This window comes from Sphingobacterium psychroaquaticum (assembly GCF_900177625.1).
Lineage (GTDB): Bacteria > Bacteroidota > Bacteroidia > Sphingobacteriales > Sphingobacteriaceae > Sphingobacterium > Sphingobacterium psychroaquaticum.
This window is the reverse complement of the sequence record NZ_FXAU01000002.1, coordinates 533,434-546,144: the sequence shown is the minus strand read 5'-3', so window position 1 is coordinate 546,144 and position 12,711 is coordinate 533,434. Positions and strand designations below refer to the sequence as shown.

Here is a 12,711-nt window from a genome sequence, read left to right as displayed (position 1 = left end):
CTTGTATTTTATTATTTACGAATATTGTTCTTTCCTTCTACTTATCAAGGGGTGTGCCAACCCTGTTTTGCTTTTAAAAAATAACATGCTTGACGTGTTTTATATGTTTTCCGCTGACAAACTGTCATTTTGTATATGCTGTACACCCTGAGATAGGCTGACAGAAGGTAGGCTTCACGTCTTGCTTTACATAGTAATACTATATAACGCTGTCAATGGCAGTTTGGTTTTTCTTCTCAAAGAGAAAATAGAGATGAACGTCAGAATTGCGCCATAATTATGATGGAGGAGCGAGAGGTACTCCAATAAGAAGATGTTTCGTTTTTTGGAAACATACAATTCAGAAAAAATTATTAAATTCGTGTTGCAAACTTCATATAATATGACCTTTCAGGAATATTTGGATTATTTTGAGCAAATTTTAGCCGCTCCACAAGATGTAGACCCCTACGGGGATGAGGAGTATTTTAATTACACAAAGTTAAACTGGTCACGGATGAACCGCTGGCTGAAACGTTTTGAACCAAACAACGATATCAAGAATCTTATTGGCTCGATTACCGAACCGCAACACTGGATCGTAATTACCGAACCTTGGTGTGGAGATGCCGCGCATTCTGTGCCACAGCTATATCAAATGGTTAAGAACAACCCAAATATTGACTTTGAAATCCAATTGCGAGATACTGAGCCCTTTTTAATAGAGGACTACCTGACCAACGGAGGGAAATCAATTCCGAAGCTTGTTATACGCAATGATGTAGGTCATGATAAAGTGATTTGGGGACCTCGTCCTGAAAAGTTACAGGATATGTTTTTGGAATCAAAAGAGAAAGGCCTCTTATTTGAGGAAACCAAAGAGCTTATGCAAAAATGGTATAATGAAGATAAGGGAGAGGAAATCCAACGAGAGCTTTTGCTTGCCTTATCTTAATTCAAATATTATTCATGCATATTGAAGATTTAAGAGACTACTGCTTATCTAAGCCATATGTTAACGAAGAGCTTCCCTTCGGACCTGACACGCTCGTGTTTAAGGTCGGAGGGAAGGTTTTTGCACTGCTCGGGATTGATCAATTGGGAGATGATCTACGTATCAATGTGAAATGCGATCCTGAACGTGCTATTGCATTGCGATCTGAATTTGCTGACACGGTCTTTCCAGGGTACCATATGAATAAAAAGCACTGGAATACCATGCACTGTAATCGACAACTCTCAGACAGCGAGATACAAAAACTAATCGATCATAGTTATGATTTAATTTTTGAGGCTTTACCCAAAGCTGTAAAAGCAGCGTTACTTGGCTAAACTATTTTCCTTCTAATAACGTAACAATATTTGTAAATCCCTTTTTTCTGGCGTGCTGTAACGGGGTCATCCCTTGGTTATCTGCGATAGACGGATTGACGCCGGCTTGTAGTAACACATTGACAATCTGTACGTATTTAGCCGATCCGTCGCCTAAAATAACAGCTTCGATAAGTGCAGTCCATCCCAAACGGTTTACATGATCTATCGGGAAGTTGGGGGTATTGGCTAATAGGCGGACGGTTTCAACATGTCCACGTTCACAAGCAGGAATAAGTGCTGTACCATTGTATCGATTAAATATATCGAAGTGTGCTCCGTTTTTCAAGTATAAGGATACCAGTTTTGTAAAGCCTGAGGCTCCCGCAAAGAGGAAGGGGCTGTCGAGATTGCTGGCTTGCTGGTTAACGTCCGCTCCACGGGAAACCAAAAGCTCGGCCATCGCTACATTGTTGCGCTGAGTCGCCAATAGAAGTAGACTTTCACCTTGTTGGTTTGCAGTATTAATAGCAACATGTTGATCGAGTAATTGTGTCACACTCGTTAAGTTTCCCGCTTTTACGGCACTGATAATATCTACATTCATCATACTATTTTTTTGTTTTTCTTGACAGGATGAGAAAGTTGCACCGCCAACAAGAAGCAGTGCAACAATCATACTAACCTTAATAAAGAATCTTTCCATCATAGATTAAGTTTTTAATAGGAGATACCCGTGCTACTGCTTCAGCGGAGCAGGAGGCATCTACCAAAACAAAAGTCGCTTTGTCACCAATCTTTGGCCATACCTGCTTTCCTTGATCGTCTAAAGGAAGTACATTGTGTGTTGCGAGTTTTAGACAGCGAGAAAGATCATATTCAGTGCTCCAGCCGTAGAGCTGAGCCATAATATTTGATTTTTGTAAGACACTACCAGAACCAAATGTATTCCAATGGTCAATAATACTATCATTACCCGTCCGTACATCCACGCCTTTTTTGTACAACAATGGAATTGGCATAATAAGGCGCCCAAAAGGAACCGTTGACACCACGCCAATTTGTTGCGCTGCCAGCCCTTCGGCAACACCTTCTAAGGTATTCGTTGGCATACTACCTAAGGCAAAGCAGTGGCTTAAGAATGTTTTGCCACGAAGCGCTGGATTTTCGGCAACCTTTTGGGTGAGGTATTGAATAGATTTTAATCCGGCATCACCCTGCTCGTGAAGGTGGATATCGATCCCCTTCTTGTTGTCTAATGCCAGCTGGACAATAAAATCTATGGTCTTTTCTACATTTCCCTCAATAGAAGAAGGGTCTAGGCCTCCGATAAAATCGATATCTAACTTTGCGACATCCTGCATGAGTTGTTCTGATTTCGAAAAGAAGATCCCGTGCTGTGGAAAAGCAACGAGTTCGGTGCCAAAACTATCTTTTTTGTTTTCGATGGCAACCTCTAGGTTTTTTAGCGACTGCAATTTGGATGCAGGTTCAATATTGACATGACTACGTGCAAAGGATACCCCGTTTTGCTGTAACAGTTCAATAAGCTTTTCCGCTCTGTAAGTGGAGGTTTTTAACAATTCGGGCATCGTCTGCTCTTCAAATGTTATCATATCCCGCACACTACGGTTCTTTTTTAAACGCGCTTGCCATGGCCCTCCATAAAATGTTTTGTCCAGATGGATATGGTAATCTTTGAAGGAAGGGAGCATAAGAAAACCTTTGGCATCAAAAGCATCCGCTTGCGGGTTGTTCGCTTTTATTTCTTTGATGTTTCCACCAGAAAGTGTAATGCAAAAGAGCGCGGTGTTCGTGGCAATTACTTCATCCCCGTCATACTTAAATCCCGTCTCGAGACGTACGTTTTTTAACTTAATCTCCTGCTGTTCCATCATCTTTTTATTTATTCTTATTGTTTCATTTGCTGATAAACGACTGCCTATCAGACTGCCGCCGGCCAGCAAAGTAGCCTGTTGTATAAAATCTTTCCTTTTCATCTTCTTCAAAATTAAGGAAGAAAGTAATAGAAAAAGTTAGAAAAACCTTACAACAATAGTGAATATTATAACTGAATCTGGTATTGGCGGGGTGTAGTGCCGACTTGGTTTTTAAAATAATTAGAAAAATAAGAACTATCCAAGAAGCCCAGGCTGTAAGCGATTTCTTTAATACTGCTGTTGGTATTCTTTAGTAGTCCCTTAGCTTCTTGAACTACGCGTTGCTGTATGATATGAAGGGCGGATACCTGTAAATCTCGTTTGCAAAGGATATTGAGGTAATTCGCGGTAATATGTAGTTTGTCAGCATAGAAGGCGACAGTCTTTTGGGCAATAAAATGCCGATCTACCAGATTTATAAAATGTAACACTGTCGGGTGCAATTTGTTTTCTACTAACCCGTCGAGATGCGTTTCAATTTCTTTACTGATCAGGAGGGATAGGAGTTGGCTACGTGTATAAACAATCTGCCAGGGAATCTGCTGGGATATTTGTAAATCTTTGTTGAGTTGCTGAAACTCATGCAATAAGGTGTTGAAGGCCTCTTCTTTGAGGTCGAAAACTTGACTGTCAAAACGACGCAGGTAGTGTATGTGTATAGCTGATTGAAAGGACTCAAAAACTTGCTGATTGATCATAAACTGGTAACCATCGGTCTGTTCACCGAGGTCCCAGGTATGCGTTTGATTAGGCAGCAAAATATGAAGTTGTCGATCCTGTACCTTATGTGTGTGAAAATCGATGGTATGTGTCCCACTTCCCTGTTCAATAAGAAACAGCAGATAGAAGTCATGCTTATGTGGCTTAGAAATTTTGTTTCTGCCATCAACGACATGATGAAGTAATCGATAATCGTTTTGATATTCGTGTTTGAAGTGTGTTAGATTAAATGTTTCTACCGCGCGAATATCCAGATTCATATTTTAATAGATCAGGTTTTCCAATAAATTACGTTTCAGTTGTTTGCCTCCCGATGCGCCCCCGCCAAACATCCGATTACCACTGAGCGATTTGAAGAACTCTTCCATACTCATGGCTTTACTTTTCTTATCTCGCCACTGTTTAGGGACGTTTTCAGTGGTAAACTCTATATTTCTGGCCCAGTAATTAATGTGCATCTCAGGAATAACCAATCCCAAGATCATGCCAGGTAAACCATTGACCAAGGCGGGGCCTCCAGACACGGGGATTTGATCGGTGTAAAACGCAATAATATAGAGCGAGTCCGCTGTAGCGCCGTTCACACGACGACATTCATACCCTGCGATATTGCGATATTCATCCGTGAAACGCCAAGTGACCTGCTGTAAAGAATCTTTTAGGTTATATTTTTCATCAAGCTCCATTTCCACTTCTGAGGTCTGGTTTTGAAGATCTTGAAAAAATATCTTATTGAACTGTGGCCTTCTTCCCCCAAAACCACCACCACGAACCTGAACAGATCCTCCGCCCATACTTACTGCACCCATCGGCTGTCCACCACGACCGCCGCCACCACCACGGTTTCCACCACCACTAGGGCGATTGCCGTTGGGGCGTGTAGACGTATTTTCGGAATCGTTGAACTGCATCAAAGTTTCTTTTTCATCAAAATGAAGCGTAAGCATATCAGAGCTCTTTTCCGGGATATCCTCGATATTACCGCCGAAGCGCATCATCATACCGGCATTTTGACCTTGGCTGGCCATTTTATTGTTCATCTCCCGCATGCGTGCACGTTGGTATACCTCGCGCTCAAAGGTGATTTTTCCTTTGGTAGGGAAATAAGCGTGTTGTGCACTTGTATGTAACCATGTACACAGCACTACGATACTAGATATTAGAAGCTGTTTAATCATTTTTCTTACCAAGGTTTTTATTGAAATCCCATTTTAGACCCACCATGAAATACTGGGTTAACATTTGTTGTCTTGTTTCGGAGAAATTACTCTCACTAAACGATCGTTGTGTATTATTAAAGCTGTTGAATACATCGAATGCTTTCACACTAAGAAGTAATGATTCACTCGATAAAAGTTTTCTGGTCAGTTCTAAGTTCATGTAAAACTGATGGATAGGTTCTGGGAAAATCTTGTTCTTCCCGGTGAAGCTATACGATAAAACTTGTGTTAAGCTAAACTTAAACGGTAAATAATATTTAAGGTCTGCATTTGCTGAGGAGCGTAAACTTGTATTGTTGAGACGACTCTGTACGGAGTTTTGTTCATTAGCTAAGCCAATCCCCAGATTAAAGTTGAAGTCTACACCTTTTGAACTCTGTTTATTTCCGTTAATACCAACATTGGCATTTGTGGTGATGTTTTGGTTTAAATCCCCGTTGATATAAAGGTAGTTGCTGCTGTAGCTGATCATAGAGTAAGGGCCAAATTGCATAACACCATTAAAGATAGGTTTGCCGTAGTTCGCGTTGAGTCGGGCATTCCAATTCAATTTATCGTTGATATTGACAAAAGTGGCTGTGGTCTTACCTTTATCATCAACGACAGATTTGTTGACGATTGCATTGTCCATAAGGGAAATACTTCCATTGACATTAAAAGATGAACCCTTTAATAAGCTAAACCTGTTATAAGATAGGTTGAAATTATTATTTATTTCACGCTTTAGGTCTGGATTTCCTATTTGCTCGTACAACTCATTCGTTGGTGGTTGTAAGGGTTGCAACTGTTGGAAACTCGGGACATTCGTATTGTTTTGGAAACCAAAAGTTAAATTCTTACTGTTGCTGATTTTGTAAGAGATATTTGTGTTGAAGTTGTTTTGCCAAAATGATCGTTCTAGATCGATATCACGGTAGCTATCCGAGAGTTGCTGTTGACGATAGGTCGTTCGGTTAGAAAGATTAATGTTGAATTTGTCAGCCCTATAGCTCAGGTTAACATCAGCACTGTTATTATTGTTTTTATCTTCTTCATTTTTGGAGTAACGCATATCTAATCCTTGCGTGTTGTCTGTATTGTTGTACGCATCGACTAGGCCTGTTCTCTTGGAGGTGTTAAAGCTATAGCCCAAGGTTAGGAATATTCTCTCCGAAATAGGTTCGCTAAAATTTAATGCGGCCCCAAAGCCATTGCTCTTTGTTTCATTCAAACGCGTTTGGTTAACATGAATGGTCGTGCTGTCATTACCTAGTCTATCGTATAATTTTGTTGTTTCATCAACCAGGTTGGTGGACTCGCTATTGTTGTAGTCATTGCTAAGGTGTAGGTTCATACTACGCCCTTTTTGGTTTAAACGACGGCGATAGTCCATCCGTACATTTAGGCTTCCGTTATCGGTCTCGGTGCTATTATTGCCATTGAATTCATTCGCCCGAAGACCTTCGTTACGGAAGGTTTCACTGCTCGATAGGGAACTAGATTCTGAACGGCCTTTACTTCCACCTAGCTGCACATTCATATTGCTTACGGAATCGATCTTCATCCGGAACTGCGCACGTAAATTATTGTTGAGATTATTATTCTCCGACTGTGATTTGCGCGATGTTTCCTGTGTTTTATTTTCGCCCAGGACCTGCTTATTGTATGACTCCGACTCGTTGGCATTACCGTTGTTGCTAATGCCGTAGCTGGAGGTCATATGCAACTTCTTTTTCAAGAAATTATTCTCGTAGTTGATTCCGGCACTTTGGTGCTCCGGTTTACCAATAATTTGGTTATTCATCCGAATCATCGAAGCATCCCCTTGATTCCCCATATTGTTCCAGCTTCCTGTCAAGCCGATACGTTCCGATTGATTGAACTTTGCCGCAAATAGATTGGCGTCAAATAATTCCTTGGTACCAACGCTTGCATTGGCATTTCCAAAAATACCTTTTCGAGCTTCTTCCTTGAGGACCACATTGACAGTTTGCAAGCGAACTCCATCATCAATACCTGTTAATTCCGCCTGTTCAGATTTACGTTCGTAAACTTGTACTTTATCTACGGCATCGGCTCGTACATTCCGGATCGCAATTTTTGGGTCATAGCCAAAAAATTCTTCTCCATCGATCAAGACCTTAGATACTGTTTTTCCGTGCGCAGTTACTTCACCGCTGTTGGATACAGTTAGTCCCGGAAGACGACGTAACAGGTCTTCTAGTTTGGCGTTTTTCTCGGTTGCAAAACTTGATGCGTCATACTCGATGGTGTCACCCTTCATCTTAATCGGAATCTTTTGCGTAACAATAATTTCTTCCAAGAGATTCGATTGGGAATTTATCTTAATGCTATCGAGCTTGATGTCGCTGCTGACCACTTCAAACTCTTTGCTAAAGATTTCAAATTTTGGGTAGGTTACCAATAGGAGGTGCTTTCCGCGGGCTACTTTTTTGATCTGAAATTTGCCATCTTCACCTACGCGAGCGAATTGCTGCATGATAGAGTCCGTGTTAAGCACGACAACCGAGGCGTTGACCAATGGTTTATTATCGGATGCATCAACCACAATTCCGGTGATTACCTGTTGTGCGTGTACATATTGACTCGCAATAAATAGAAGAAGGATTAGTATTCGTCTCATAACCTTAGTTAGCTGGACAAAGTAAGCTAGAAAAAGAGTAAATTAATGTTAAAATAAGCGATGTAATAGCTTTGATACAAAATAATAAAGCACGCTCGTTGGCGTGCTTTATTATTTTGTATCGGAAGATAAAGTCCCGTATTATTTTACTTCAGAAACACGGATTGTGTTTGTTCTTCCTTTCTCATGTAAAGGTGTAGATGAAGTGTTGATTACAATTTCGCCAGGTGCCACCAAATTTTTCTCTTTTAGGAGCTTGTTTACATCTTGGATTGTGCCATCTGTACTCTCAAATTTATCGTAGATAAATGCGCGTACACCCCAAACCAAAGTTAATTGGTTTAATAAGTTCGCATTACCTGTAAAGACGTAAATATCTGCATTCGGACGGTAGCTTGAAATTTCGAAAGCTGTGTAACCTGATGATGTCATAACAGCGATTGCCGAAGCCTCTGTGTTTTGTGCTAAGAAGATGGAAGAACCACAGATTGCATCTGGAATCTTTGTTTTAGCAGGTTGAAGGCTTGCCTTATTGCTGTAGTAAGGATAGGAAGTATGCTCTACATGCGTAATGATTTTCGCCATTGTTTCAATTACGATCTCCGGGAACTCTCCAACTGAAGTTTCACCACTTAACATTACAGCATCTGCACCATCCAGTACTGAGTTCGCAACATCATTCACCTCCGCACGTGTCGGACGTGGCGTTGTAATCATACTCTCCAACATTTGTGTCGCAATGATAACAGGTTTAGATAAGTCACGACATTTCTGTACGATCATTTTCTGTAAACCCGGAACCTCTTCCATTGGCATTTCCACACCCAAGTCGCCACGAGCAACCATCACTGCATCTGTCGCCTCAATAATGGAATCAATATTTTCAATCGCCTCTGGTTTCTCTACTTTAGCAATAACAAGTGCATGACTTCCTTTTGCTTTGATGATTTCTTTACATTGAACGATGTCTTCTGCTGAACGTACGAATGACATGGCAATCCAGTCTGCACCATTATCCAACGCAAAATTAAGATTGTCTAAATCTTCTTCCGTCAGGGAAGGGATAGACACTTTTGTATTTGGAAGGTTAACACCTTTGCGGGATGTTAATACGCCGCCATGTACAACCTCACAGATAACACTATCTTTGTGATTTGTTGAAAGCACACGTAGCTGAAGCTTTCCGTCATCCAATAAGATGATTTCGTTTTCCTTTACATCGTTCGGGAAGTTTTCGTACGTAATGTAGATACGTTTTTCATCACCGATAAGCTCTTGCGTAGTCATTTCTACCTGTGAGCCATTGATCAATATCGCACCACCTTCTTTCATTTTTCCAATGCGGATTTTTGGACCTTGTAAATCGGCAAGGATACCTACATTGAATGGGTTTTCGTTATTGATTTCTTGAATGGTCTTGATTACTTTTAGGTGGTCATCTTGGCTTCCGTGTGAGAAATTCAGACGACATACATCCACACCTTTGGCAATCATGCTAGTCAATATAGTCTTGTCCGCTGATGCTGGACCGAGTGTGGCTACAATTTTTGTCCTCTTTTGAATCTTGTTCATTTATAATATTTTAATTTAATGAATTTTTCAGTGTAATAGTCGCTTGTATTATACAATAATTATTGCAAAAATAACAATCTGTTTTTAAGTTAGGTTTATTATAGTGTAAATTTTACACTCAGAGCCCCTGATGCCCCTAAAAAATCAGATTTTCGTTGGATTTTAAAGCCGTAGGGTCTAACTCTTTAACGAGTAAAACCTCCTGTATAGTCTTAATATCCTCTAATAAATTTCGGAGATCCTCTGGATCAATAAAATGTTTGGCCATAAAGAAGTAGTCAAAGTTGGGTAGTTCAGGGATTAAAATGCCCCCTTCAATGCTTCTGTTATTGATCAAATAATACTCAAATTCAAAATTTTCATCACAGCACCGGTAAATGGTGTAGTGATACTTTGATGTTTTTTTCTGTTTGGTGCGCTCAAAGACAATATGGTAATCCATTTCGTCCTTGTCTTTGTCTTTCAGATATCCCTTATGATCGATATAATTCTCTTTGCCACGTACCAATTCCAATCCCGTATGCTTAAAGATAAAATGAGAGAGTCGATAATCGCGCAGCGGGGAGCTAATCCCAATTAGCGAGAAGTCGAGCTCAAGCTCAAAATCTAGAAGTAAATGTTTCTTTGTAATGCTCACGTCGTTCAGGGATTGAGGTTCGAAGTTACAAAGTTTTTCTGGAATTTGTTATGCTGAGCGAGGAGAAAGGGGAGATGCGGATATGTTGAGATTATAGAATTTTATCGTTCTTTGAGGCCACTTTTGTGCAAGAGGATGTACAAAAGCTGGAAAGGTTTAAGTTTCTTGTTTTATATATTTTTTTTTGTTAATATTGGATATATGCAAGTTATGGCGGTTTTTGCTCGTAAATGAGAGGACGGCAAGGTGCTTATTTTGCATCTAAAAATCAAAAAGGTTTGATTTATGGGGAAATTTATTTTTCTTTGCACAGATTTATTAAACAATTAAACTATAAAATCATGTCAGATATCGCATCAAGAGTAAAAGCAATTATCGTTGAAAAGTTAGGTGTAGATGAAAATGAAGTAACACCAGAAGCTTCTTTCACGAATGATTTAGGTGCAGACTCACTTGATACAGTTGAGTTGATCATGGAGTTCGAAAAAGAATTCAACGTAGCTATTCCTGATGACCAAGCTGAAAACATCAGCACTGTAGGTCAGGCTATTTCTTACTTAGAAAAAAACGTTAACTAACTAATTTATTAGGCCAAACATATTAATGGAGCTTAAAAGAGTAGTTGTAACAGGGTTAGGCGCTCTTACACCTTTAGGAAATACCGTCTCAGCTTATTGGGAAGGTTTGATTAATGGTGTAAGCGGTGCTGCTCCTATTACGCATTTTGATGCATCAAAGTTCAAAACCCAATTTGCTTGTGAAGTAAAGGGATTTGATCCGCATAATTTTATGGATCGCAAAGAGGCACGTAAGGTGGACCCCTTTGTACAGTATGCCATAGCTTCCACAGATGAAGCAATCAAGGATGCTGGTTTAGAATTTGATAAACTAGATACCAACCGTATCGGTGTTATTTGGGGATCGGGAATTGGAGGATTAACTACATTCACAGAAGAGGTAGTAAATTACTCCAAAGGAGATGGAACACCTCGTTTCAATCCGTTCTTTATTCCTAAAATGCTTGTCGATATCGCACCGGGCCATATTTCTATGCGTCACGGTTTGCGTGGTCCTAATTTCTCAGCAGTATCTGCGTGCGCTTCTGCCACGAATGCAATGATTGATGCTTTTACCTATATCCGTATGGGTAGAGCAGATGTAATTGTTACGGGCGGTTCGGAAGCAACAATCAATGAGGCTGGTATTGGTGGATTTAACGCTATGCACGCCCTTTCAACCCGGAATGATGACCCTAAAACAGCATCCCGTCCTTTCGATAAAGATCGTGATGGTTTTGTTTCTGGAGAAGGTTCAGGAGCGATTATTTTGGAAAGCCTTGATCACGCACTTGCGCGAGGAGCCAAGATTTACGCTGAAATCGTTGGAGGTGGAATGAGTGCAGATGCGTATCACATTACAGCATCTCATCCAGAAGGACTCGGTGCAAAACTTGCCATGACAATGGCAGTAAAAGATGCCGGTATGAATTTTAGTGATATTGATTATATCAATGTGCACGGTACTTCTACCCCTGTTGGTGATGTGAGTGAGACCAAAGCAATTATCGATCTTTTCGGTGATCATGCTTATAAGCTGAACATCAGCTCCACGAAGTCAATGACAGGTCACTTGTTAGGTGCTGCTGGTGCTATTGAATCGATCGCTTCGATACTATCGGTGAAAAACGATATCGTTCCACCAACGATCAACCACTTTACGGATGATCCGGAGATCGATAATAACTTGAACTTCACGTTCAATACAGCACAAAAACGTGTTGTGAACGCAGCGTTGAGTAATACGTTCGGTTTTGGTGGCCACAACGCAACGATTATTGTGAAGAAATATCACTCTTAATGTTTAAGAGTAAGATAAACGATAAAAATAATAGGTAGTTTCTAATCGAAACTACCTATTCCTTATTTTAGTAGAGAATGTCTTTCTCCGGAATATATCATCTATATTTTTCACGTCATAAAGCTTACGTCCGTAAACTACGGAATATTCTTGGCTTTGTTCCCGGTAATATAAAACTGTACCAGATGGCCTTCAGACACAAGTCTGTAGCCACCCCCATAAAGCATGGCGTAAAAAATAGTAATGAGCGTTTGGAGTTTTTGGGTGATGCAGTTTTAGGTTCTGTGATTGCTGAATTGTTGTTCAAGATGTATCCCTATAAAGATGAAGGCTTCTTGACCGAATTGCGCTCTAAGATCGTGAGTCGTGTCAATCTAAATCAATTGTCCCGAAAATTAGGGTTGAACGAGTTTATCGAGTATGATGCTCGTATGATCAGTTATCCCAATAAGCAAAGCTCCCTATTAGGAGATGCCTTTGAAGCGCTTATCGGTGCTGTCTATATCGATAGAGGCTATCAGTTTACACGCGAATTTTTACTGACCCGGATAATTAAACCACATGTGGATATTCATATGTTGGAAATCACGGAGACAAATTTCAAAAGTAGACTTATCGAATGGTGTCAACAATTAAGTAAAGATATTCAGTTTGTGCAAGTTGATAATCCTCCTGGAGAATCAGCTAAAATGTTTACGGTCGAAGCCGTGGTGGATGGCGAAGTGTGCGGTGTTGGGCGTGACTTTAATAAAAAAAGCGCTGAAAAACTGGCGGCAGAGAAAGCGTGTGAACATCTCAAGATCTTCGATGTCGAAGAATATTCTCGTTAATTATAAGCTTTCGCATTTCGCT

Annotated in this window: 12 protein-coding genes; 5 read left to right on the top strand and 7 right to left on the bottom strand. The window is 40.3% G+C overall.

Annotated features, from left to right (window positions below; translation table 11 throughout):
* Positions 1-382 precede the first annotated feature (382 nt).
* Together B9Y69_RS07920 and B9Y69_RS07915 are read left to right on the top strand one after the other, a co-directional pair.
* The gene (locus B9Y69_RS07920; protein ID WP_085472508.1) at positions 383-934 is read left to right on the top strand and encodes a thioredoxin family protein; all 552 of its coding nucleotides are present in this window, start codon (positions 383-385) and stop codon (positions 932-934) included.
* Between the two features lie 14 nt (positions 935-948).
* Positions 949-1,311: an MmcQ/YjbR family DNA-binding protein gene (locus tag B9Y69_RS07915; protein ID WP_085472393.1), complete on the top strand. Its 363-nt coding sequence runs from the start codon at positions 949-951 to the stop codon at positions 1,309-1,311.
* Between the two features lies 1 nt (position 1,312).
* Here B9Y69_RS07915 and B9Y69_RS07910 read toward each other — a convergent pair whose 3' ends face one another.
* The 7 genes from B9Y69_RS07910 to B9Y69_RS07880 form a co-directional block, all read right to left on the bottom strand.
* Positions 1,313-1,999, bottom strand: coding sequence for an ankyrin repeat domain-containing protein (locus B9Y69_RS07910; RefSeq protein WP_234991135.1), 687 nt, complete (start codon positions 1,997-1,999; stop codon positions 1,313-1,315).
* Positions 1,977-3,290 (bottom strand): amidohydrolase, encoded by a 1,314-nt coding sequence (locus B9Y69_RS07905; protein ID WP_085472391.1) that lies wholly within the window; start codon positions 3,288-3,290, stop codon positions 1,977-1,979. Before B9Y69_RS07905 ends, B9Y69_RS07910 begins: the two co-directional genes overlap by 23 nt.
* A gap of 65 nt (positions 3,291-3,355) precedes the next feature.
* Entirely contained in the window at positions 3,356-4,210 is an 855-nt protein-coding gene (locus tag B9Y69_RS07900; RefSeq protein WP_085472390.1) for a helix-turn-helix transcriptional regulator, read from the bottom strand.
* 3 nt (positions 4,211-4,213) lie between these two features.
* Entirely contained in the window at positions 4,214-5,128 is a 915-nt protein-coding gene (locus B9Y69_RS07895; RefSeq protein ID WP_085472389.1) for a GLPGLI family protein, read from the bottom strand.
* Positions 5,121-7,793: an outer membrane beta-barrel protein gene (locus B9Y69_RS07890; RefSeq protein WP_085472388.1), complete on the bottom strand. Its 2,673-nt coding sequence runs from the start codon at positions 7,791-7,793 to the stop codon at positions 5,121-5,123. The genes B9Y69_RS07895 and B9Y69_RS07890 overlap by 8 nt, the downstream gene beginning before the upstream one ends.
* 141 nt (positions 7,794-7,934) lie before the next feature.
* Positions 7,935-9,365: a pyruvate kinase gene (gene pyk / locus B9Y69_RS07885; protein WP_085472387.1), complete on the bottom strand. Its 1,431-nt coding sequence runs from the start codon at positions 9,363-9,365 to the stop codon at positions 7,935-7,937.
* A gap of 136 nt (positions 9,366-9,501) precedes the next feature.
* Positions 9,502-10,002, bottom strand: a complete 501-nt coding sequence (locus B9Y69_RS07880; protein WP_234991134.1) for an IPExxxVDY family protein — start codon at positions 10,000-10,002, stop codon at positions 9,502-9,504.
* A 230-nt stretch (positions 10,003-10,232) separates the two neighbouring features.
* Between B9Y69_RS07880 and B9Y69_RS07875 the strand changes: the two genes are divergently transcribed.
* The 3 genes from B9Y69_RS07875 (at position 10,233) to rnc (ending at position 12,689) form a co-directional block, all read left to right on the top strand.
* The gene (locus B9Y69_RS07875) at positions 10,233-10,580 is read left to right on the top strand and encodes an acyl carrier protein (protein ID WP_449448549.1); all 348 of its coding nucleotides are present in this window, start codon (positions 10,233-10,235) and stop codon (positions 10,578-10,580) included.
* Between the two features lie 25 nt (positions 10,581-10,605).
* The gene (gene fabF / locus B9Y69_RS07870) at positions 10,606-11,859 is read left to right on the top strand and encodes a beta-ketoacyl-ACP synthase II (RefSeq protein ID WP_085472385.1); all 1,254 of its coding nucleotides are present in this window, start codon (positions 10,606-10,608) and stop codon (positions 11,857-11,859) included.
* 77 nt (positions 11,860-11,936) lie between these two features.
* Positions 11,937-12,689 carry a ribonuclease III gene (gene rnc / locus B9Y69_RS07865; protein WP_085472384.1) on the top strand — a complete coding sequence of 251 codons (753 nt, stop codon included), beginning with the start codon at positions 11,937-11,939 and terminating at the stop codon, positions 12,687-12,689.
* Positions 12,690-12,711 lie beyond the last annotated feature (22 nt).

Bases quoted from the DNA above. Each gene is read 5' to 3' on its own strand.
- fabF (WP_085472385.1), top strand. From the start codon at position 10,606: ATGGAGCTTAAAAGAGTAGTTGTAACAGGGTTAGGCGCTCTTACACCT.
- rnc (WP_085472384.1), top strand. From the start codon at position 11,937: ATGTCTTTCTCCGGAATATATCATCTATATTTTTCACGTCATAAAGCT.
- B9Y69_RS07915 (WP_085472393.1), top strand. From the start codon at position 949: ATGCATATTGAAGATTTAAGAGACTACTGCTTATCTAAGCCATATGTT.
- B9Y69_RS07905 (WP_085472391.1), bottom strand. From the start codon at position 3,290: ATGAAAAGGAAAGATTTTATACAACAGGCTACTTTGCTGGCCGGCGGC.
- B9Y69_RS07875 (WP_449448549.1), top strand. From the start codon at position 10,233: ATGAGAGGACGGCAAGGTGCTTATTTTGCATCTAAAAATCAAAAAGGT.
- B9Y69_RS07920 (WP_085472508.1), top strand. From the start codon at position 383: ATGACCTTTCAGGAATATTTGGATTATTTTGAGCAAATTTTAGCCGCT.
- B9Y69_RS07895 (WP_085472389.1), bottom strand. From the start codon at position 5,128: ATGATTAAACAGCTTCTAATATCTAGTATCGTAGTGCTGTGTACATGG.
- B9Y69_RS07910 (WP_234991135.1), bottom strand. From the start codon at position 1,999: ATGATGGAAAGATTCTTTATTAAGGTTAGTATGATTGTTGCACTGCTT.
- B9Y69_RS07890 (WP_085472388.1), bottom strand. From the start codon at position 7,793: ATGAGACGAATACTAATCCTTCTTCTATTTATTGCGAGTCAATATGTA.
- pyk (WP_085472387.1), bottom strand. From the start codon at position 9,365: ATGAACAAGATTCAAAAGAGGACAAAAATTGTAGCCACACTCGGTCCA.
- B9Y69_RS07900 (WP_085472390.1), bottom strand. From the start codon at position 4,210: ATGAATCTGGATATTCGCGCGGTAGAAACATTTAATCTAACACACTTC.